General features: G+C 41.8%; 22 protein-coding genes and 2 pseudogenes. 11 read left to right on the forward strand and 13 right to left on the reverse strand.

Annotation, left to right across the window (positions count from 1 at the left end):
* A pseudogene (locus FTT91_RS09975) lies at window positions 1–104 on the reverse strand (IS5/IS1182 family transposase); the annotation flags it as partial.
* A gap of 121 nt (window positions 105–225) precedes the next feature.
* Window positions 226–876, reverse strand: coding sequence for an orotate phosphoribosyltransferase (gene pyrE, locus FTT91_RS09980; protein WP_131261213.1), 651 nt, complete (start codon window positions 874–876; stop codon window positions 226–228).
* Between the two features lie 39 nt (window positions 877–915).
* Between pyrE and FTT91_RS09985 the strand changes: the two genes are divergently transcribed.
* Complete coding sequence (locus FTT91_RS09985; RefSeq protein ID WP_179988755.1) at window positions 916–1,734, forward strand: exodeoxyribonuclease III; 819 nt, start codon at window positions 916–918, stop codon at window positions 1,732–1,734.
* A 545-nt stretch (window positions 1,735–2,279) separates the two neighbouring features.
* Window positions 2,280–2,627: a Spx/MgsR family RNA polymerase-binding regulatory protein gene (locus FTT91_RS09990; RefSeq protein ID WP_096901634.1), complete on the forward strand. Its 348-nt coding sequence runs from the start codon at window positions 2,280–2,282 to the stop codon at window positions 2,625–2,627.
* A 94-nt stretch (window positions 2,628–2,721) separates the two neighbouring features.
* Here FTT91_RS09990 and FTT91_RS09995 read toward each other — a convergent pair whose 3' ends face one another.
* Complete coding sequence (locus tag FTT91_RS09995; protein WP_004974208.1) at window positions 2,722–3,159, reverse strand: DUF2147 domain-containing protein; 438 nt, start codon at window positions 3,157–3,159, stop codon at window positions 2,722–2,724.
* A 154-nt stretch (window positions 3,160–3,313) separates the two neighbouring features.
* Between FTT91_RS09995 and FTT91_RS10000 the strand changes: the two genes are divergently transcribed.
* On the forward strand, window positions 3,314–4,225 hold the full coding sequence (locus tag FTT91_RS10000; RefSeq protein ID WP_004974206.1) for an alpha/beta hydrolase: 912 nt from the start codon (window positions 3,314–3,316) through the stop codon (window positions 4,223–4,225).
* Window positions 4,226–4,332: 107 nt separating this feature from the next.
* Here the strand turns inward: FTT91_RS10000 and FTT91_RS10005 are convergent, their stop codons facing one another.
* The 6 genes from FTT91_RS10005 to FTT91_RS10030 form a co-directional block, all read right to left on the reverse strand.
* Window positions 4,333–4,896 carry an FMN-dependent NADH-azoreductase gene (locus FTT91_RS10005; RefSeq protein WP_004974205.1) on the reverse strand — a complete coding sequence of 188 codons (564 nt, stop codon included), beginning with the start codon at window positions 4,894–4,896 and terminating at the stop codon, window positions 4,333–4,335.
* Between the two features lie 166 nt (window positions 4,897–5,062).
* Window positions 5,063–5,743: a glutathione S-transferase family protein gene (locus tag FTT91_RS10010; RefSeq protein WP_096901631.1), complete on the reverse strand. Its 681-nt coding sequence runs from the start codon at window positions 5,741–5,743 to the stop codon at window positions 5,063–5,065.
* Window positions 5,740–7,572, reverse strand: coding sequence for a protein-disulfide reductase DsbD (gene dsbD / locus FTT91_RS10015; protein ID WP_180169366.1), 1,833 nt, complete (start codon window positions 7,570–7,572; stop codon window positions 5,740–5,742). The genes FTT91_RS10010 and dsbD overlap by 4 nt, the downstream gene beginning before the upstream one ends.
* 172 nt (window positions 7,573–7,744) lie before the next feature.
* Window positions 7,745–8,515: a transporter gene (locus FTT91_RS10020; RefSeq protein ID WP_180169341.1), complete on the reverse strand. Its 771-nt coding sequence runs from the start codon at window positions 8,513–8,515 to the stop codon at window positions 7,745–7,747.
* A gap of 16 nt (window positions 8,516–8,531) precedes the next feature.
* Window positions 8,532–9,074 carry an ankyrin repeat domain-containing protein gene (locus FTT91_RS10025; RefSeq protein WP_004974192.1) on the reverse strand — a complete coding sequence of 181 codons (543 nt, stop codon included), beginning with the start codon at window positions 9,072–9,074 and terminating at the stop codon, window positions 8,532–8,534.
* A 164-nt stretch (window positions 9,075–9,238) separates the two neighbouring features.
* Window positions 9,239–9,604 carry an HPF/RaiA family ribosome-associated protein gene (locus FTT91_RS10030; protein ID WP_004974190.1) on the reverse strand — a complete coding sequence of 122 codons (366 nt, stop codon included), beginning with the start codon at window positions 9,602–9,604 and terminating at the stop codon, window positions 9,239–9,241.
* 308 nt (window positions 9,605–9,912) lie between these two features.
* Between FTT91_RS10030 and FTT91_RS10035 the strand changes: the two genes are divergently transcribed.
* The 5 genes and pseudogenes from FTT91_RS10035 (at window position 9,913) to FTT91_RS10055 (ending at window position 14,278) form a co-directional block, all read left to right on the forward strand.
* The gene (locus tag FTT91_RS10035; protein ID WP_180169342.1) at window positions 9,913–10,086 is read left to right on the forward strand and encodes a hypothetical protein; all 174 of its coding nucleotides are present in this window, start codon (window positions 9,913–9,915) and stop codon (window positions 10,084–10,086) included.
* 67 nt (window positions 10,087–10,153) lie between these two features.
* Window positions 10,154–10,891, forward strand: a complete 738-nt coding sequence (locus FTT91_RS10040; protein WP_180169343.1) for an outer membrane protein OmpK — start codon at window positions 10,154–10,156, stop codon at window positions 10,889–10,891.
* 172 nt (window positions 10,892–11,063) lie between these two features.
* The gene (locus tag FTT91_RS10045) at window positions 11,064–11,846 is read left to right on the forward strand and encodes a sulfite exporter TauE/SafE family protein (protein ID WP_180169344.1); all 783 of its coding nucleotides are present in this window, start codon (window positions 11,064–11,066) and stop codon (window positions 11,844–11,846) included.
* Window positions 11,847–12,023: 177 nt separating this feature from the next.
* Window positions 12,024–13,439 carry a DASS family sodium-coupled anion symporter gene (locus tag FTT91_RS10050; RefSeq protein ID WP_136144361.1) on the forward strand — a complete coding sequence of 472 codons (1,416 nt, stop codon included), beginning with the start codon at window positions 12,024–12,026 and terminating at the stop codon, window positions 13,437–13,439.
* A gap of 137 nt (window positions 13,440–13,576) precedes the next feature.
* Window positions 13,577–14,278 (forward strand): annotated as a pseudogene (locus tag FTT91_RS10055) (phospholipase D family protein).
* Between the two features lie 76 nt (window positions 14,279–14,354).
* On the opposite strand, the gene parE reads toward FTT91_RS10055, so the two are convergent.
* Together parE and FTT91_RS10065 are read right to left on the reverse strand one after the other, a co-directional pair.
* The gene (gene parE, locus FTT91_RS10060) at window positions 14,355–16,235 is read right to left on the reverse strand and encodes a DNA topoisomerase IV subunit B (RefSeq protein ID WP_004974183.1); all 1,881 of its coding nucleotides are present in this window, start codon (window positions 16,233–16,235) and stop codon (window positions 14,355–14,357) included.
* Between the two features lie 14 nt (window positions 16,236–16,249).
* Window positions 16,250–16,834 carry a YqiA/YcfP family alpha/beta fold hydrolase gene (locus FTT91_RS10065; RefSeq protein WP_180169345.1) on the reverse strand — a complete coding sequence of 195 codons (585 nt, stop codon included), beginning with the start codon at window positions 16,832–16,834 and terminating at the stop codon, window positions 16,250–16,252.
* A 308-nt stretch (window positions 16,835–17,142) separates the two neighbouring features.
* On the opposite strand from FTT91_RS10065, the gene FTT91_RS10070 reads away from it, so the two are divergent.
* Window positions 17,143–18,474: an alpha/beta fold hydrolase gene (locus tag FTT91_RS10070; RefSeq protein ID WP_180169346.1), complete on the forward strand. Its 1,332-nt coding sequence runs from the start codon at window positions 17,143–17,145 to the stop codon at window positions 18,472–18,474.
* A gap of 142 nt (window positions 18,475–18,616) precedes the next feature.
* Here the strand turns inward: FTT91_RS10070 and FTT91_RS10075 are convergent, their stop codons facing one another.
* The gene (locus FTT91_RS10075) at window positions 18,617–19,150 is read right to left on the reverse strand and encodes a disulfide bond formation protein B (protein ID WP_178867076.1); all 534 of its coding nucleotides are present in this window, start codon (window positions 19,148–19,150) and stop codon (window positions 18,617–18,619) included.
* 18 nt (window positions 19,151–19,168) lie between these two features.
* Window positions 19,169–20,746, reverse strand: coding sequence for a glutamate--cysteine ligase (gene gshA / locus FTT91_RS10080; RefSeq protein ID WP_180169347.1), 1,578 nt, complete (start codon window positions 20,744–20,746; stop codon window positions 19,169–19,171).
* Window positions 20,747–21,064: 318 nt separating this feature from the next.
* On the opposite strand from gshA, the gene FTT91_RS10085 reads away from it, so the two are divergent.
* Both FTT91_RS10085 and FTT91_RS10090 read left to right on the forward strand, forming a co-directional pair.
* Window positions 21,065–21,604, forward strand: a complete 540-nt coding sequence (locus FTT91_RS10085) for a DUF924 family protein (RefSeq protein WP_179990727.1) — start codon at window positions 21,065–21,067, stop codon at window positions 21,602–21,604.
* A 45-nt stretch (window positions 21,605–21,649) separates the two neighbouring features.
* On the forward strand, window positions 21,650–22,225 hold the full coding sequence (locus FTT91_RS10090) for a hypothetical protein (protein WP_180169348.1): 576 nt from the start codon (window positions 21,650–21,652) through the stop codon (window positions 22,223–22,225).
* The last annotated feature ends 2 nt before the right edge of the window (window positions 22,226–22,227 follow it).

Below are 22,227 nucleotides of genomic sequence, written 5' to 3' on the forward strand. Positions count from 1 at the left end.
GTAGCAGGATCAAACCAAATGGCAATATTTCCGCGACTCATGAGTGCTCGGTTATATGCGGGCCAATTGGTTGTGCGGTAGATTTTGTGTGTAGGCTTCTTCATTTGAAAATTATATCGCTGAAAAAGCCTTTACAGATAGGTTTGTGCAACAAAGCCTTATATTATTAAAAATCAAACTGAATAAAAGCGAAAAGGAAGCTCTCGCTTCCTTCTCCAAAACAACTTAAATCCCATACTTCACACGGTATGCTTCCATTTTCGCCAAGGCCTCTTTTTCACCTTTGACATCTAAATAATTCATTAAATCTTTCATGGTAATTAAAGCATGCACAGGAATTTCCAACTCTTTTTGCACTTCCTGAATCGCAGACAAATCGCCCTGACCTTTTTCTTGACGGTCTAAAGCCACCAATACGCCCGCAATTTGTGCGCCTGCATTTTTCAAAATAGTCACCACTTCACGAATAGCCGTACCCGCAGTAATCACATCATCAATAATCCAAACTTTTTTGCCCTCAACCGCAGCACCCACCAACACACCGCCTTCGCCATGATCTTTGGCTTCTTTACGGTTAAACCCCCACGGCACACTTACGCCATGATTTTGCGATAAAGCCACTGCTGTAGCTGCCACAAATGGAATACCTTTATAAGCAGGCCCGAAAATAACATCTACATTTTTGCATTGCATGAGTTGATCTGCATAGCCCGAAGCCAATAGCGATAAAGCTTCGCCATCATTCAACAAACCTGCGTTAAAAAAATAAGGACTCACACGACCCGATTTTAAAGTAAACTCACCAAATTTAAGCACACCACGTGATAAGGCGAGTTCGATAAAAGCTTGCGGGTTAAATTGAGCTGGCGATGTCATGAGGTGCTCCAAATTAATACATTGAGGTAAGACCTGAGCATGATACCAAAGAGTAGCTATCCGAGTGATCAAAAAATTCTTCGAGTGGTTTCAATTAACGTCAATGGGTTGCGTTCATCGGTAAGCAAAGGCTTACTCGAATGGTTGGAAAAGTCTGAAGCAGACGTGATTTGCATGCAGGAAAGCCGCATCACACACGCCCAATGGACCGATAAATTTAAGCCAGAAGGCTGGCACACGCATCTTTTCCCTGCAGAACGTGCAGGTTACGCAGGAACAGCCATTTATAGCCGTTTGCCCTTTGTTTCTGTGCAAAATGGTTTAGGCTTTGAATTGGCCGATTCTCAGGGTCGCTTTATCAGTGCTGAATTTGATGTAGGACTGGATCACCCAATTTACATCTGTTCACTGTATTTGCCTTCTGGCTCTTCGGGTGAAGAAGCGCAAATGCGGAAAGATCACTTTTTAGAAGAGTATCAAAAAATTCTAAAACAGTGGCGTGAAGACAATAAATCGATCATTGTCTGTGGCGATTACAACATCGTGCATAAGCGCATTGATATTAAAAACTGGTCGGGCAACCAAAAGTCTTCAGGTTGTTTGCCGCATGAACGTGCATGGTTAGATCATATTTACAATGATTTGGGCTATGTCGATACCTTCCGTGAAGTACGCCATGAAGCGGAGCTGTATTCTTGGTGGTCAAATCGCGGGCAAGCCCGTGCCAAGAACGTTGGTTGGCGGATTGATTATCATGCTTGCTCACCCGACTGGAAAGCACGCACTGTCAATGCTTGGGTGTATAAAGACGAATGGTTTAGTGACCATGCCCCTGTGATTATTGATTATAAGATCTAATATTCACACAAATTTCACAGCCTATATGAGTGAACAATTGTTCACTCAACTGAGGTTCAATTCGCACATAATCTGTCGACTTTGTGTATTTATCTTCAAGTCGATTCAGCGCATTATTGCATCACGGCAAAGGGACAGTCAGGATGACACAAAAGGATTGGAAGCCGAAGGATGGAAAGTAAACTAACTGGTTTTGGTTAGTTTCAAGGATGTAACAATGGACGTTAAAATGAGACCCGCATAATCAGGATGATTAAATGCGGGTTTTCTCTTTTTATCATCTTATTTTCTGTTTTGCGCTATTACTGTTGTTCTTCACTGTATTTTTTATTTTCACTTGAGTCTATTTTTATCAAGTTTTTCATTTTATTCTGTTTATGCGTCCCATTTTAGAGCGATCAAGTGTCAATTTGGTGACATCGGTATGACGTATTGATGACAAATACCATTTAAACAGCCAGTCATTGTTCACTGCAAGTTTCTAGCACTTAACGCTATTTTGGGCTAGGCTATAATCAGTCTGATGATATTAACGTGAAAAAAATATGTTAAAAATTTATGGTATTAAAAACTGCAATTCAATGAAAAAAGCCTTCGATTTACTCAATGAATTGGGGCTAAGTTATGAATTTCACGATTATAAAAAACAAGGAATCGATGCCGACACTGTCAAAAGTTGGTTAGATGTGCTTGGGCAAGATGTAGTATTGAATAAAAAAGGCACCACTTGGCGCAAACTCAGTGAAGCAGAACAGCAAGCTGCCTTGGCCAGTGAAGCCAACTTAATTGAGGCACTTTGCACCCACACCAGTTTAATTAAGCGTCCTGTCTTAAAAACTGAATCAGGCTTTATTGCAGGTTTTGATGAAACGGCTTATCGTGCTTTAGGTTAAATTTAAAAAATACCAATAAAAAACCTGCTCACATGGAGCAGGTTTTTTTATATCCTGTGCAATATGATTTCAACTGCACAGGTGGAATACATGCTTAGTTCGCACGAATCCATGTTTGGTTACGACCCAATGCCGCTACACCAATGAAACCACGCAATTCCAGTTTCTTACCACCATCGGCAAGTTTACCTTTTAGCTTGTAGGTTTTACCTGTTTGCGGGTCAAGAATTGAACCACCATCGTAGCTCGTGCCGCCTGTATTTTTCAGACCGCGAACAATGGTCAAACCTTTGAGTGATTTGTTGTGATACGGACCTTCACATTTTGTACAGGCATTTTCTTCACCAGGCGTTAAAATTGACTGAATGCTTGCGGTTAAAGTTCCATTTTTTTGCTCAGTAAATCTTACCGTGGCTTTGGGTTGTTTGGTTTTGTCGTCAATTGTTTTCCAAACTGTGCCGTTAAGCGGATCTGCAGCATTGGCCAAAGCGCTTAAACCTAACAGCCCGAATGCAAGTGCAATTTTTTTCATTGTTTTGTTTCCCTGGTCTACTATCAGACAACTTTATTATTAAAAAGTCACAACAAATTTGCAATTTTTGAATGTGACCGTTTAGTGTACCCTTGTAAATTATGTTGGTAAATACACAAATATCCGATCAAATAAAGAACAAGATGGAAAAATCATGAAGATTAACCCCATGTGGAAACAAATTATTACAGAGCAGTTTTTAAAAACCACCATTCGCAAACCAAGCCAATTTAATTTACCCCCCAATTCTGTACGTTTTGCACTAGAACAAATGTGCCGTTTATTTCCCATGCAAAAGTCGGTGCAGGTACGCGCGCTGCGTTTAGCAGGTCTGCATGCCGAAGAATTAAAACCACAGAATGCTGCAACACAGCTCATTTTTCATATTCATGGCGGGGCTTTTTTTCTGGGTTCGTTAAATACCCATCGAGCATTTTTGAGTCAAGTTGCGGCACGCACCCAAATGCAAGTGATTCATGTCGATTATCCGCTTGCACCTGAGCATCCTTTTCCACATGCTTTGGAAGCCGTGTTTGATGTCTATCAAAGTCTGTTGGCGCAAGGTATACACGCCAAAGATATTATTTTGTCAGGAGATTCTTGCGGTGCAAATTTAGCGTTGGCGCTAGCTTTAAAAATACGTGATGAGCAATTGCCGCAAGTGAGTGGCTTAATGCTGCTGTCACCATTTTTAGATTTAACCCTCACCAGTGAATCCTTGCGTTATAACAGCAAGCATGATGCCCTGCTGTCAATTGAAACGCTGGAAACAGGCATTGATTACTATGTACCGCCTGAACTTGATCGGGCAGACCCGCAAATTTCGCCATTGTTTGATGATTTACACGAATTACCACCAGTTTTAGTACAAATTGGCTCTAAAGAAATTTTGCTGGATGATGCAACACGTTTTAAAGAAAAAGCCGAACAGGCAGGCGTAGAAGTGCATTACAAACTCTACACGGGTATGTGGCACAATTTTCAAATGTTTTCACCGTGGTTTGAAGAAGCCAAACGTGCATTGGCAGATTTAGCAGAGTTTGCACATCGGCAAGATCAGAGCTAAGTTCAACCATAACAAGGCTTTGCTAACCAACCCTTTTAGCCGATCCATCTATATAAAAAAAGCTCAGCACCCTCAAGGCACTGAGCTTTTTTTATTGAAATAGTTGGTTAAATCGCCTGAATTTTTTGCATCGCATTGGCAACAGCTTGGTCTTTAAATTCCGACATACTCACCCCTTCAGCGCGAATAATTTCTACATCATTCACCCCTGTAAAGTTGAAGATGGTTTTCAAGAAATCTTCCTGAAAATCGGCAGGGCTGTTATCACCATACACACCGCCACGGCTACTGGCGATATAGGCTTTTTTCTCACCCGCCAAGCCTACAGGCCCTTGCTCGGTATATTTAAAGGTTTTACCTGCCACGCTGATGCGATCAATCCATGCTTTTAAAGTTGAAGTCAAACCAAAGTTATACATGGCTGCACCCACCACCACGACATCGGCATCAATATATTGTTGGATGATTTTTTCACCCAAAGCCGCTTGTTCTGCATCCTGCCCCATTAAAATTTCGGCAGTTAAGTGCGGAATCGGCTGTTGTGCCAAATCTAAATAATCGACCTGTGCATTGCTATTTTTTGCAGTCAATTGTTGCACAATCGCTTGGCTTAACTGACGTGAAACTGAGTTTTCACCTAAAATACTCGAGTCGATGTGTAAAATTTTCATGGGGATGTTCCAATCTTGTATTCATTTAATAACGCTATTTTAATCGTGCAGCGTAAATAGAATAATTGGGAAAACTAAGACACTATGTTTTATTTTTGGAACAAAAAAGACCACTTTACCGTACAAAAACTTCCGCAGTATTTTTCCTAATCCTGCTTTTTCCAAGTCATTTTGCTGGTTTTTGATAAGGCTCTAAATAATTGACCCACATTGCTTCTTGTGATGCGGCGTGTACCCAAGCGCGCATAGCAGGATGCTGCATCACCCGCTGCATATAGTGTTGGCTGTTGGCACTTACAGGCAAGGCATAAGTCATAAAACGTGTCACCACAGGGGCATAAAACGCATCGGCAATGCTAAATTCACCACACAAGAAACCATCTGCTGCAGGACGTGCCGACCAAATGTGTTCAATGCGTGCCACATCCTGCCTTAAACCCGAATGTTCTTGCCATAATTTTGTACCCACTTCTGCTAAATTGGCGCGAATATTCATGCCACATAAACTGCGTAAATCGGTAAAACCACTGTGCATTTCTGCGCTGATGCTACGCGCCCAAGCGCGTTGCTGTACATCACGCGGCCAAAGTGCCTGTTCAGGATATTGCTCTGCCAAGTATTCACAAATGGCGAGAGAATCCCAAATCAACATGCCCTGATCTAACAAGGCAGGCATTTTACCATTGGGGTTAATTTCTAGGACACGTTGTTTAAAATCGCCCTCACCACGCTCGCATGGAAAGTTCAGTTGTATTTCTTCAAAAACCAAATCAAACGCCTTCAGTACCAACCACGGGCGCATCGACCAGCTCGAATAATTTTTATTGGCAATATACAGCTGCATCATGGCGATGACTCCTGTGTGGTTTGAAGTTGCTGCAGTTGATTTAACAAGGTGCTTTCGTTAAACGCACCCGTTAAACGCAGACTGCGAATTTCTTGTTGTTGTGCATCCAAAAATAAAAAGGTAGGTGGCCCTAAAATTTCCCATTTATTCAGCAAAGCTTGATGACTGGCATCGTAATGGCTTAAATCGAGTTTAATTAAATAAAATTCTGCAAGTGCCTGTTTTACAGTGGAAGATGTCAATACCTGTTGCTCAATCGGACGGCACGCCACACACCAATCGGCATAGACATCTATAATCATGCGCTGATTTTTCGGAGCTTGGGCAAGTAACTGTTGTAATTCCGTTGCAGTCGTTGCACGGTGCCATTCTAAAACCGCATCGTTTTCCTGCTGCCAAAAACGCTGGCTGTGTTGATATTGGTTATAAATCAGATACGGCACCACCACCAATAACGCACTCAGATAAATCGCCCGCAGCGCACCATGATAGCCACTCAAACGATGCAACACATAGCCGACAAAACCCACTCCAAGTGCCAAACTAAGCGATTGTATCCATGCTTCACCCAATAACGGACGAATAAAATACAACGCCAATGCCAACATAATAAAGGCAAACAGCACTTTAACTTGATGCATCCACAAGCCTGCGCGTGGTAAAGCTTTTGCCCCAAGCACACTGGCCAATAATAACGGCGTACCCATGCCAAAACCGAGCGTAAATAGCAGCAGCGCACCCTGCAACTGACTTTGGGTTTGTGAAATAAACAATAACGCCCCTGCCAATGGCGCAGTCATGCATGGGCCGACCAAAAGTGCCGACAACATGCCCATGAGTGCAGCACCTGCCAAATTGCCGCCTTTTTGCACAGATTGCGCCTGATCGAGTCGATTGACCCAAGCACGTGGTAACTTGATCTCAAACAGTCCAAACAAATTTAAGGCAAACAACACAAACAGTAAACTAAAGGCAATTAAAGTAGCAGGTTGTTGTAACCAACGCTGAAAATTCAAACCTGCGGATGACGCAATTAAACCCAATATGGCATAAACCATTGCCATGCTACAGACAAAAACCAGAGTAATCGTCCACGCTTTGACACCTTTATGTTCACGCACCAACAAGGAGGTCAAAATGGGCAACATCGGCAAAGAACATGGAGTAAAGGCCAATAAAACCCCTAAACCAAAAAACAGTAGCAAGCCATAAGCAAATGAACTCTGTGCCAGTTTTTCTGACCACATTTGATCTTGTGCAGTGATGGGTTGCGCTGTCGCAACACTTGTTGAGGATGCTAGCGTGGAGTTGGCAGGTGTTGTCGAAAACACATTCTGGGTTGGGTTACTGTGTCCACCCCACAGATTTTTTTGTGCTGCGCTTTGATTGTCTAAAATCACCAAACCAGTGCTGTCTGTCTGAAATTCAATGCGCTGTGGTGGATAACAAAGTCGATCTTGCGCACAACCTTGCCAGCTCACTTGATAGCGCTGTGCAGCCTGCGTGGGAATTTTAAAACTGACTTGTTGATAATAAACCTGAGTATGTCCATAGTTTTCATCATAAACATCTTCTGCGGGAGGCAACTCTAAAGCCAGTATTTGCTGTCCATGCTCAACCTTAAATTGATGCTGATACAAATAATACTGTTCAGGCATGTTCCAACGCAGTTCAGCTTGTTGGGGATTGACCGATTCAACGCTAAACTGAAAGGCTTGTTCGGGTGAGAGTAAAGGTGCTTCTGCGTGTAGGCTTAGCGAACACAATAAAAGTAGACTTGCGAGCAGACAAGATAAGCCCCTATTCATATAGCGAAAAATATCAGCCATTAGATCAACAGCAGCTTGCCAAAAGGTCTGAAATAAGGACTGCTTCATGTTCTGCTCGCCTCGGCATGAACTTTATTAGGATGAAAACGAATCTGCAGCAAGCTTAATACTTAATAACTTTGGCCTGCTGCAACATACAACGTATTTTAAAGCTTTAAATGGTTTAAATGGCTTAGAACAAGAACGCCATACCTAAACCTGCATGGTAACTTTTATCTGCACCGTCTAAATCTACACCGACACTGGCATCCAGCTGAGTGCGTTCATTCAGTGCGTAAATCACCCCCGAAGTTAAGCCATATTCATTGTCCTGACTTTCTGCTTTACGATAGACCAATTCTGAAAAACCTGACCATTGATCGCTTAAACGGTACTGAATATTGGGAATTGCTGTAACCGCCCAATCGCTATTTTGCACATCGTAACGCATGTTGATGCCTGTTTTTAACAGCTCACTGTATTGATAGCTGACTGCCGTACCCAAGCTATAAATATCATCTTCTTCGCTAAAGCCATCATTGCCTGTGGCAATTAGCGCTTGCAACAACACGGCCATAGAAAGTTTGTCATCATTTAAGTCAATGGCTTGTTTTAAACCAATGCTGACATCACCCAAACCATCATCTTCAACCGATTGACCTGCAGTTTTGCTTTTGCTCCATGCAAGCCCTTGCCAGCCCAGCTGTAACTCTAAATCTTGCGCCAAACCTGTACGTAACAGCATGTCAGCATTAAGGCGAGTAGTTTTAACTTTTTCGCCCGAAGCATCGTTACTTTCTTGATAACTTGCACTTGGCAAAGCCTGTTCCCAAGCCAGTTTCCCTACAGGTGTAATACCCGTACTCATTCCTGCACCAGGACGATCAAACTCAAAATCTGCCGCGCTCACCTGCATGCTGATGCCTGCCGCCACGATTAACCCAACTGTTTTTAATGCTGACATATTTTTATCTCTGCTCTTAGGCCAATTCTTTGCTCATTTTTGCGCCATAACGACGCAACAATTCTAAAGTCTGCTGTTCTTCTAGCAAAGCATCCGACCACTGAATTTCATCAAAATCACAATCAAACAATAAATCACTAATCGAAGATAAAATGGTTAAACCATCTTCATCTTTGCTGTTCGGATCGACTTTTTCATCTAATAAACGCTGTACCGCAGGAACACATGCTGCAGAAGCCGCATCCCACAATGGGCCGTAAATTTCTTCGGCATCCCATAAATGCAAATTCACTTTGGCTTGAATCAAGGCCTCTAAAATATCTAAATGCACTTGCAAATCTTGCTGTTTTTGCTGCTCTGTGAGTGGCTGACCTGCTTCATATGCTTCGCAGACTTTTTCCCACCATTGAAATAAACCATCTGACCAGACTGAAATTACAGGGCCTTTTTCGGCATCCATAAAGTTAGGGTCTAAACCGTCTGCCAATAGGCGTTGCACTTGGGCAAGGTCTAATTCTTCTATTGCTTGCACCAAGACTTGTTGTTGCGCAGTTAACATGCAGAGAGCTCTCTTATTCAATGTTTAATTTAGAACTATTATGCCCAATAAAGCGACATTTGTATGAGATAAATGTCAGCAAATCGTGAATTTAGTGCATTGGCTGCATGCAAACACAAAAAAGCCCCGCAAAATTTGCGAGGCTCTTGGAATCTGTCTGATCCTTATTCGTCGTCGCCACCAACATCTGTATCTACAAATTCAGGGCGTGCACCACGAGGGTTTTCATTTTTTTCAAACGCATGTTCTAGGCTGCGTTTTAAACGGTCAATCGCACCATGAATTGCAGTATCAATGTTGTGACCACGATGATTTACAACCACTGGTTTTAAACCTGCTGGACGGGCTTCAATCATGCAACGGATGTCGTCATCACCGCCTTTTTCCCCATTTTCATCACTAAAATGTACTGAAAAATGGGTAATACGCTCACTGTGGCGTTGGAATTCATTATTCAGTTCTTCACGAACGTAACTAATTAATCGATCACTGTTTTGAATGTTTTTATCGGTACGGATTTCAATATTCATGATTTCATCCTCTTGCGTTCGTTATTTCTGAATCTTGTTGTGCCAAAATCTTACATATAATTTTATACATATACGTTTTAGCGTGTTTATAATGTGCTGTTTTTACAGCATAAAGTACATCTTCAACTTAGTTTGGAATAACTTCCTCCCGTTTGAATGATGAACACTTTTAAGTCTGCAGAACCGTGTCCCTATACCTTGAATATCGGGCCTATCTAAAAAATATGCAAGCGATATTTATAGAAAAGCAGCAAAAGAATAACCCTTTTAGGACAAGTTTTCGCTCAGATGTTCAATAAGCAACCAATTTGACTGTTCAAGCAGATGTGATTGATTTTTCAACACAGAAACTTGATGCTTTTAAGGGGCTTAGCATGGCATGCAAAAAGCTAGACATTATTTTTACCATTGGTTTTAAATCCTGCAAAAAATGCAGCGCTTTTAGAATTGGCAAAAAATACCAAGAAATGACCTGTCAATAATCGAATTTTGCTTTATTTTTGCTTAAGAATCTGTATCCTTGAAACGCTTTTATTGGGGTCTATTTTTATGAAACTTACACATATTGCTGCGCTGTGCGCAATCTCCACTGCTGCAACTTTTACGCAAGCTGCACCGATTTGGCAAGATTTTAGCCTGACTGCTCTTTATGGTGAAAACTATAAATTAGGTACTGAAGATCGTACGACTCTTACTGCTGAATATGCAGCTAAACTCAAATATTCTGATGTGTTCTTCTTCGTTGACCAACAATGGGATGGTAATGATGATGACTCAACCTATTTTGAATTAGCACCACGTTTAAGTTTGGGTGAAATTACAGGTCAAAACCTATCTTTTGGCCCAGTGAAAGATGTTCTCATTGCAACGACTTGGGAACATAATGCAGGACATGGTGCAAATACTGAATTTAATAACTTTTTATACGGTGTAGGTTTCTCTTTAGACATTCCATATACGCAATATGCAAATGTAAACTTCTACAAAGCAGATAACGATAAGAATATCTCTAAAGATGATTATCAAATGACCATCACTTATGCTGTACCATTTAAAATTGGTTCTGAAGAGTTCTTGGCTGATGCGTTCCTAGACTGGTCTACTGCAGAAGATGACCACGCTAGCGAACTCAACTGGACTACACAATATAAGTGGAATGTAGGCAAACACATTTCGCCAAATACACGTTTATATGTCGGTATCGAACACTCTGTTTGGAACAACAAGTTTGGTATTAAAGGCGTAGATCAAAACGATGTTAGCGCATTGGTAAAATACCACTTCTAAGCCAGCCTGATCGCTATTCAAAAAAGCAAGACTTCGGTCTTGCTTTTTTATTGGCTGTTAAAATTTTTTAATTTATATTCAGGTATAAAATTAGCATGCGACTCATTTGTACTTCACTTAAAACTCCGCTACATTTACTTTAAATTTCAAATAAAAAGCAATGTGACTTCACATGCAAAAAACTGATTTTATTATTCTGCTATTTTGTGCCATTGCCGCAATTTTACATGGCATGAGTGGTTTTGGCTTTCCCATGCTTAGCACCGCTGCAGTGGCGATGCTGTATCCGCTGAGTACCGCAGTCGCCTTGGTTCTCATTCCCTGTTTACTGTTAAATCTATACATGTTGCGGGGCGATGCCACACAATCTATATTCAGCAGTTTATATGGCTACTGCAAAAAATATTGGGGCTTAATTCTCAGTGCGTTAATTGGCAGCTATTTAGGCGTCAGTTTGCTGCTGATTCTAAATGAAGGCTATTTAAAATTTGCGATGGGGACACTGATTCTGCTTTACGTGGCCGATCAGTTTAGAACCCGCCCCTTACAAATTTCAGCCTCACTGAAAAATATGCTGATTTTTGGTTTTCTAGCAGGTGTGATTGGTGGAGCCACCAATGCCATGGCACCGTTTTTAATGATGTATTTGCTCAGCACCCAACACAGTAAAACCGATATTGTGGTGATTAGTAATCTTAATTTTATTGTCTCTAAACTCATTCAACTGGCAGTGTTATATCCAGTAATTCAACAATTTAGCAGCACACAATTTAAGGTTTTGGCGCTAATTTGCCTAATTTCTGTAGCAATGGTTTATGTGGGCAGTCTGATTCGTAAAAATATTTCTCAGGCTGTATTTAAGTACATTGTATTTACTTTACTTGGTTTTATGGCTATTTACGCAATTGCTCAAGGATTATCCATCATCACAAAACAGCCTGCATTGTTGATATAAATCAATAAAATGAACATAACAAATGGAAAATTATTTAGATTTTTTTTGGCTTAAATAATTTTTTACACCTATAATTAAGACTAGCTTAAAAAACAGTCTGTTAAGACTGCTTCGGTCGTTTGCATCGACCAATCTTCCAACTTTTCCTTTTATTCCATTTTTACGGAGCGAACTTCTATGGAAAATAACCATATAGAAGTGCCAGCCAGTATTAAGCGAAAAGAACTGATTAAGACTTGGGCCATTGTTATTCTTGCGACCCTGCTCTCTTTCGGTTTGTATAACGTCTTACCCTATGATGAAAACGCCAATAAGGGTCTAAGTCTGTTGCTTTTTATTGGTATTTTATGGCTCACCGAAGCGGTACACATTACCATTACAGCACTGTTAGTACCTGTGCTTGCTGTGGCTTTAGGTATGCCACTTGAAAATGCCAGCAAAGAACTTGTACCAATTTCAACCAAGCAAGCATTAGCAACTTTTGCAGACCCTGTCATTTTCTTATTCTTTGGTGGTTTTGCCTTAGCAACTGCGCTGCATATCCAAAAACTGGATCGTAAAATTGCGATGTGGATTATTTCCATGTCGGGCGGTCACTTGGGGATTTCGGTTTTATCTATTTTTGCGGTCACTGCTGCACTGTCAATGTGGATTTCCAACACCGCGACTGCAGCGATGATGTTACCACTGGCATTGGGCTTGTTGTCACACCTCGATGCCACTAAAGAACGTAAAACCTTCATTTTCATTTTATTGGGGATTGCCTACTCTGCCAGTTTAGGTGGTTTGGGTACTTTGGTCGGCTCTCCGCCAAACGCCATTGCAGCCAAAGCTTTAGACTATGACTTTGCTGACTGGATGAAAATTGGTCTACCAATGGTGCTGATTTTACTGCCAGCCATGTTGGTCAGCTTATATTTGGTATTGCGTCCAAATTTAAACCAGAAAATTCGTTTTGAAACTGAAGTCATTCCATGGACCAAAACCCGTGTTGCAACGATGATTTTATTCGCATGTACTGCAGTGGCATGGATTTTTGGTAAAAAACTTAGCGAAACCTTTGGTATTAGCCAACCCGATACATGGACTGCATTAGCTGCTGCATGTTTGGTGGTCATGCTAGGTACTGCCTCATGGAGGCAAGTAGCTGAAAATACCGATTGGGGCGTGTTATTACTGTTCGGTGGTGGTCTAACCCTCAGTGCAATCTTAAAAGATTCAGGTGCATCTTTGGTGTTGGGTCAAACCCTTGCCAATACCTTTGGTGATACTTCGCCATTGGTGGTGATTTTTGCGGTGACCATTTTCATTATTTTCTTAACTGAATTTACCAGTAATACGGCGTCTGCTGCATTATTGGTCCCTGTATTTGCTGCAATTGCAGACCAAATGGGTATTCCAAAAGAAATTTTAGTGGTGATTATTGGTATTGGTGCATCGTGTGCCTTTATGTTACCTGTGGCAACGCCACCAAATGCGATTGTATTTGGTACAGGTCAAATTAAACAAAGTGAAATGATGAGTGTGGGCATGGTGTTGAACGTCATGTGCGTATTTATTATTTCATTATTTGTATATTGGTTCTTTAGTTAAGGATCAATAAAAAATGGAGCACAAGATGCTCCATTTTTTTCGCCTCAATTTTAGAATATTTTTAATCATCAAATCATTACCTAAATAAATTCGCTATACTCAGGACATAATAATTTAGACACAATGAGGAGGGTTAAATGGCTAAGTTTTTAAATACGAGCGCGACCAATTTTTTCTTAGAAGAACTGATAAAAAATGCCAAAGAAAGGTTAATTTTAATTAGCCCATATTTACGTTTAAATGACCGTATTAAAGAGTTACTTGAAGATAAAGATCGACTCAAAATTGATATTCGAATCGTTTATGGAAAAAGTGATTTACATCCTGATGAAATATAATGGATGCAAAAACTTGATTTTGTTCGGCTCAGTTTTTGTAAAAACTTACATGCTAAATGCTATCTCAATGAATCTGAATGTATTATTTCTAGTCTAAATCTTTATGAATTTAGCCAAATTAATAATAACGAAATGGGCATTTTGATTCGCAAATATGAAGATCAAGATGTCTTTAAAGATGCTTATGAAGAAGCGCAACGTATTATTCGTATTAGTGATGAAGTTAGAATTAGTTTAAATGAAGTGAAAGCCGAACCAACAAATGAATCTGTTGAAGAAACCAATGACAATAATGTTGGTAAATTAACATCATCTAAACTTGCAGCAAAACATAAAATGAAAAACAATGAATTGTTGGCTCATTTTACCGAAAAAGGCTTATTAAATATCAATGATGCTGGAAAGCACATACTCACTCAACAAGGCAAAGACGTAGGTGCAGAATTTAAAACCAGTCAATATGGTGGATATTTTTTATGGCCTGAAAATATTGAATTATAAACACCAATCAAAATTACAATAAAAAGCATCCATTACTTTTTTGAAATAATGGATGCTTTTTCTAAATTAAATCAGCTTAAACCGCCAAATCGGCTAAATTACCTTTTTGCTCTAACCACACTTTACGGTCTGCAGAGCGTTTTTTGGCCAGCAATTTATCCAATAAACCCGCGGTAAAATGACTATCATCCAAATCGAGTTGCACCAAACGGCGTGTATTTGGATCCATCGTGGTTTCACGTAACTGACTGGCATTCATTTCACCCAAACCTTTAAATCGGGTAATTTGCGGATTTTTGGTTTTGGCTTTTTTCAGCGTGTTTTCTAACTCATCTTCATCCAGCGCATAATGCACATCTTTACCGTCATCAATACGGAATAACGGCGGCATGGCGACGTATAAATGCCCATCTTCCACCAAACTTGGGAAATGTTTCACGAATAAAGCACACAGCAAAGTGGCAATGTGTAAACCATCTGAGTCGGCATCGGCCAAAATACAAACCTTACCGTAACGCAATTCAGATAAATCATCACTACCTGGGTCAACCCCAATCGCAATTGCAATATCGTGTACCTCCTGCGAACCCAAAACCTCGTCCGAAGACACTTCCCACGTATTTAAAATTTTTCCACGAATTGGCATGATCGCCTGAAAGTTTTTATCACGCGCTTGCTTAGCAGAACCACCTGCAGAGTCACCTTCGACAATAAATAGTTCCGATTCTTCACGGGTTTGTCCCACGCAGTCGGCTAATTTACCCGGCAAAGCTGGGCCTGAAACGATTTTTTTACGTTCTACTTTTTTCGCTGCTTTTAAACGACGACCTGCTTTGGAAATTGCCATTTCTGCCAATTGCATGGCAATGTCAGAATTTTGGTTCAACCACAAGGCAAAAGCATCTTTGGCGATATTCTGCATAATGCTTGCCGCTTCACGGCTCGATAAACGCTCCTTGGTCTGCCCAGAAAACTGCGGCTCTTGGAACTTTAACGATAAAATGTAGTTAACCCCATCCCAAACATCTTCGGCAGATAGCTTTAAATTGCGCGGCAATAAATTGCGTAATTCACAGAACTCACGTAAAGCATCGGTCACACCAGAACGTAGTCCATTGACATGCGTACCGCCTTGCGCAGTCGGAATCAAGTTGACATAACTTTCCTGAATTTGCTCGCCACCTTCTACGTTCCAACAAATTGCAAATTCTGCACTAGCACGTTCTGCCTCACCTGTCGCCACAAAAGCAGGAGCAGGTACAATCTCACGATCTTCCAGCTCATCCATCAAATAGTCGACTAGACCATTTTCAAACTGCCAGACAATTTTTTCATCGTTAATTTCATCAATGTAATGAATTTCTAAACCTGCAGCCAGTACCGCTTTGGCTTTTAAATTGTGCTTTAAGGCTTTTAGCGCAAATTTAGGTGAATCAAAATATTTAGCTTCAGGCCAGAAATGTACCAACGTACCCGAAGCACGTTTTGGCGCTTTGCCTTCCAAGACTTCTAAAGGTGCAGCGGCTTCGCCCTGATCAAAAGCCATTTTATACAGGTTGCCCTGACGCTGTACGGTCACTTCAACCCGACTGGACAAGGCATTCACTACAGAAATACCGACCCCGTGCAAACCGCCCGAAAATTGGTAGTTGTCGGTGCTGAACTTACCGCCTGCATGCAGCTTGGTCAGAATAATTTCAATCCCGCTTTGCCCGTATTCTGGGTGAATATCGACAGGCATACCACGGCCATTGTCTTCTACCGACAAAGAGCCATCTTTATAGACTTTTACGGTAATTTTATTGGCATGCCCTGCAAGTGCTTCATCCACCGCATTATCAATAACTTCTTGCGCCAAATGGTTTGGACGTGTGGTGTCGGTATACATGCCCGGACGACGACGTACTGGATCTAAACCAGATAAAACTTCAAGAGATTGAGCGGTATATTGAGACACGTTGTACTGTTTCCTTAAGCTAGGGAATCCGATAAAAATTGCAGTAACATCGGAATTTTGTCTGCAAAATTATCCATGGCATGATTGCCGTGCGCTTCAGTCATGATCATGGCCGAAGGTGAGGCAGCACTATAATAACGCTGCGCTTCACGATAATCCAAAACTTCATCGCCTTGTTGCAATAACACCAATATTTTGTCTGCATCTTGCGCAACTGGCAACGCAATGTCTGCTAAGTCATCCAATTGCGCTGCAGTTAAGCTCCAGTTCGGATGTACCACATAGGGCAGCACATCGCCAAACAAGTCCTGAAACAATTGCCATGGTCGCATAGCAGGGTTAATCACAACAGCAGGCACATGATGCTGTGCGACCAGTTGTGTCGCATAAAAGCCGCCTAGACTGCTGCCCACCAATGCCACATTGGGCAAACGTTGAATCAATGCCGATACGTTTGCCAAAACCGCTAAAGGTGGAGCATTTAAATCGGGCAAATGCATCTGAATATCAGGGCGATGCTGCTGCACATAGGCATACAATAGCTGCCCTTTCATGGACAAAGGACTGCTCTGAAAACCATGTAAATAAATTAAATTCATGCGTGACATTTCTAAGTAACACCATTCAATTTTTGGCTGATACAGCACTTATTTTGCGTTTTTAATTTAATTTTCATGGAAAAATGCAATTGTTAGACAAAAAGATGCGAACATCTTGGCATTCATCGGTATTTTACAAGTAGTTCAAGATGAACACGATAAAATAAAAGTATCGGGTTTGGTGACAATTCATCTAAAAATTTACAGTCCTGTAAATTCATGAAATGCCAACAGACCCTTGAGTTTATACCGCGAACCCAAGTAAAAATAAAGCGTTCGGTATATGGGAACACAAGGGGCAACACAGTATGCCAAGTTTAACACCGCTGCATGAAACCTATTGTAGATGGGACCGTACACCTCCAAGTCAGGCCGATATCCTAGAAGGCTTGGCACAGTTGGTCAGCACGCGCCTGAATGCCGTCATGAGCGAAGTGATTCAAACCATTCAGCGTGAAGTTTTGCTCAGCGTATTTGGCATGAGCGAACAACGCTCGCAAAAGTTTCAAAAAACCGCGACTTTTCAAAAGCTGTATAAGTTTGCCTTTCACAGCTTACAACAATACGGCTATCACTTTGTTGCACCAGGTTTACGTCAAATTATTGCGCAATTTCCCAACTTACATGACAAAGCACTCACACCAAGCCTGCATTTTTTAGTCGGTGTACTGAATGGCGTATTGGGAGATTATCTACTCGAACAGCAAAATCCGCTCGCCTTACCTATGGTGCTCTATGACCATTATGGCGAAGTCCAACAAGGCGATTTGTCTGGGCGTGTGGTGATTTTTGTGCACGGTTTATGCCGCAATCACCTCGATTGGACTACACACCAATTTGGTGGTTTTGGTGAAAAATTACTGGCACAACGTGACCATAACACCATGTTATATCTGAATTACAATACAGGGCGTCGCATTTCTGCCAATGGCCGCAGTCTTGCCAATACCTTAGATGATTTAATTCAGCGTCATCCTAAAATTACCAGTATTGATTTAATTGGGCACAGCATGGGTGGCTTGGTGTCGCGCAGTGCGCTGTTTTACGGTAAGCAAAATTTGCAGCACTGGATTCACTTGGTCGAAAATCTGGTCTGCTTGGGTTCACCACATCATGGGGCTGTTTTGGAGCGTTTTGGTTTCCATTTACAGGAAAAATTAGGTCGCTTTCCTATTGTGAAAATTGTCGGGCATTTGGTCAACATTCGCAGCAACGGCATTTTAGATTTGCGCTATGGCAGTGTGCGAGATGATGACTGGGAACATAATCAGGCACGAATTGGACAGGTCGATGACAACCGCAAACCTGCACCTTTGCCAACCCATATTAATGCTTATTTCGTGGCAGGCAGTATTGAGTTCGAGAAAAAGCAGAACCTGACCCGCAAAGTCATTGGCGACTATTTGGTCAGTGTAAAAAGTGCTTTGGGGGAGCACCCTAACCCACGGTTTCAATTAAGACTGTCTGAATCACACAAAGCTGTGTTCTATGGTCTGAACCATTTTCAGTTGCAATATCATCCGAGTGTGGCTGAGCAATTGGTGAAATGGTTTTATCCTGCGCATGAAGAAGTACCAGAGCAGCAAATTCATGAATTTATTGGCGATTGGTCAAGCTTAGAAGGCATCGCGCTCACCTAACATAGTCTAAACAGTTCAAAATACGCTACAACACGATGATTTTTAGATGGATTTTCAACAGCCCCTAAATACACAAATAAAAAAGCGCCATCTACATTGAGATGGCGCATTTTTATCAATTCAGTGAGCAAGTAGCCCGAATTTATTTTTTCTTCACTTTGCCAAATGTAGTCGATGCCACAAACGGATAGTTACGCAGCAATTGCCATAAACTGATGAGTGCCAACACGCTAAAGAACAGCAATGACCACACGGGTAAAGACTGCCCCAAGAACATCCAATCAATCACAGCACATTCACCTGAACCCGACAGCACTTGTTGCAACACAGCTTTCATGGGTAAAGCATCTACCAAATAATCCAGTCCTGGGCCGCAGCTTGGCACTTGATCAGGCGGTAAGTTTTGCAGCCACACATGACGTGCTGCCACACCCACCGACCATAAAATTCCAATACTGCCGAACAGCGCATAAATACGCTTAACCACGTTAGATTTAGGGTTATGCACAAAGGCAATCAGTGAAACCAAGCCCAATGCAATTAGGCCCACCCGCTGAAAAACGCACAGTGGACACGGCGCTAAACCTTGCACATGCTCCAAATACAATGCAAATGTCATCCCAATGACACTGGCTAAAAATAAAACACCACTTAGCAGACGATAACTCAATTGCATGTTTAAATCCCTGAACTGTTATCTATATTGTGCGACATAGTCTGCAAAACTCAGACCTTGTGCTTGTTCAAGTTGTTGTTGTTGCTGAATAGATTGCACTGCAATTTCATCAAAATATGTTTGTGTTTCAGGACGAAGCGTATGTTGTTCATACGCATGTGCATGTTGCTGTGCCATATAACTGCCAAAGCCCCACGTACCACCATGACGAATAGTATCGGCAATCATGTGTGCCGACAGAGTTTCATCGACTTCATGCAAACGCGCCATCATGCGTTCTAAAGCTTGAGAATACAGCTGCGTCGCATAACTTTGATCGAGTAAAACAGCCAAAGGTTGCATAGCGGTGACATACTGCTGTCCCCACGCTTCAATTGGGGTTTTAACATCGCTCTCTTGAATGTGCGCATTTGGCGCACGCCCACGATTGACCACTTCGGCCTGATTTTTTTCGATGATGCTTTGTTCCGCATCTAACAAGGCTGGGCTGTCTTGCAACAAACAATACAATGCTAAGACTTCCAAAAAGCCTGCGGTATGTTCATCTATCCCAATTGGGCTATACGGATTAACATCTACCGCGCGTAATTCGACATAACCAATACCACGATTAGCAAGTGCTTGAGATGGAGTTTCACCCTCTTGTGGCACTTGTTTTGGGCGCACTAAACTATAGTACTCATTTTCAATTTGCAGCACATGGTCATTAATTTGAATTGGCTCACCCGTGGCATCATCTAAACCTAAGCGGCTAAATGGCAAGTACGGGGTTTTTACGGCTTTTTGCAAACCATCCAAATAACCTGTTAAATCATTGTAATGAATACCAAGTTTTTTCTGCGCCGAGTTTTGATAGCCAAAGTTACCCATACGCAATGCAGTCGCATACGGTAAATACAACGTGCCTCTTAACAACGGCAGCAAATGATGTTCACGCCCCGTCATAAAACACTGACAAACCGATGGACTTGCACCGACTAAAAACATCACCAATGGTGTTAAACGAATAAAGTTACGAATTAAACCTAAATAACGATGACTACGATAATCTTGCAAACTCAGTGCTTTGAGCTGCTCATCACTTTCATGTTGTTGCAAGGCAGCAAATAAATGTTCAGGGAAGGATAAATTATAATGCACCCCTGAAATAGTCTGCATACGGCGACCATAGCGCACACCTAAACCACGGCGATACAAAGTTTTAAAGCGCCCAATATTGGAGCTGCCATATTGCGCCAGTGGAATACCGTCATCGGTTTCATCAAGCATACATGGCATCGACAGCGGCCAAAGTTTTTCACCTTCGCCTAAGTGCTGATGCACCACGCTATGAATATCTCGCAAATAATCAAGCGCGTGTTGAATGCTGCTTTGCGGTGGAGTAATGAACTCCATCAACGCTTCGGAATAGTCCGTAGTAATATGCGGATGTGTGAGTGCCGAACCCAAGGCTTGAGGATGTGCTTGCTGCGACAAGAAGCCATCGCTTTGCATACGCAGACTTTCGCGTTCAATCCCGCGCAACATCCCTTGAAGCAACGCAGCGTCTACCCATGTTGGTAGAACATCTTGCGCATTTGGTTCGGGTTGACTCATTACACTCTCGCTTAATCCAATACACTACAAATACGACATAAACCACAGGCTGATTTTGGGTCGGTGGCAATTTTCTCTATCATGCAGATGATCTGAGATGAAATTGCTACCGTTCAAGTATAACTTGATTTGGCATCAGCACATGCGCTTGGGCTGTTTTTTCTAACAAAATGATGATTTTGGGGCATGCTGACATTTAATAAAGTGGTCAACGTCAATAAATTTTAATTTGGCAATTTTTTATCACAAAGTTGCACTATAAGACATGCTAAATTTGTGATTTTATAATCAAAAGAACAGAGGTAAATAATAAAGCGTATGAATTATCAGGATTTTTTAGATTTTTGGTTTTCTCCTGCTGCGGAACCGAACTGGTTTGTCAAAAGCGCAGAGTTTGATGCCGTGCTTGCAGAAAAATTTACCGATGTACTGCAACAAGCGGCACAAGGAGAACTATGGACATGGCGCGAAACACCCGCAGGTCGTTTGGCTGAAATCATTGTTTTAGATCAATTATCACGTAATTTATACCGTAATGACCCGCGTGCCTTTGCCCAAGATGGAATAGCCTTGGTGTTGGCACAGGAAATGATTCACTTAAAATTGGATCAGGACTTAAACCCAACCGAACGCCGTTTTTTATATATGCCGTTTATGCACAGTGAATCCAAACGTATTCACGAAGTCGCATTGACGCTGTTTGAAAGTTTGAATGACCCCACCGTGTTGGGCTATGAACTGAAACATAAAGTGATTATTGACCGTTTTGGGCGTTATCCGCATCGGAATCAGGTGTTGGGACGTCCTTCGAGTGCAGAAGAACTTGAGTTTTTAACCCAACCCAATAGCAGTTTCTAACTGGCGAGCTTGTCTTGGCTGGTTGATGTGTACAGGAGCTTTCACATGAAATATTCCCTACTCGGTCTTGCCCTTGCCAGCAGTTTGCTGTTTACAGGCTGTGCCACGACATCCTCTAAACCGCTCAGCTTTGAGCAGTTGGGGCAATACAGCACCACACCACTGAATGCGCAAACCTATCGGATTAGTTTTTTAGCGGGTCATAACATGAGTTTTGGCACTGCAGAAGAAATTACTTTGGTGAAAGCAGCACAAACCACGCTGCAACACGGTTTTCGCTTTTTTAAAGTTTTAGATGATCCGAGTAACCGTAGCCAGAAACCACCTAGACAAGCCGTGGTTTACCCTGCACCAAGTTACTATCCGTATAGCTATTCGCCGTATGGATATTATCATCGTCGCGCACCATTCTGGCCTGACCCATTCTATGATATGCCGCAAGTGGTGACCCTCGATCCGACTCAAGTGTCTTACACCATTCAGTGTTTTAAAGATCAAAAATCTGCACCTGAAGATGCCTTTGATGCGAGCCTAATTTTACAATCACTGGGGGCAAAATATGGTTTAAGTCTCACAGGACAACCATTACCCCCACCAACCTCTGCCCCTGCCGCGCCCTAATG

This window comes from Acinetobacter sp. YH12021 (assembly GCF_013420145.1).
In the GTDB taxonomy this organism is placed as follows: Bacteria; Pseudomonadota; Gammaproteobacteria; order Pseudomonadales; family Moraxellaceae; genus Acinetobacter; species Acinetobacter towneri.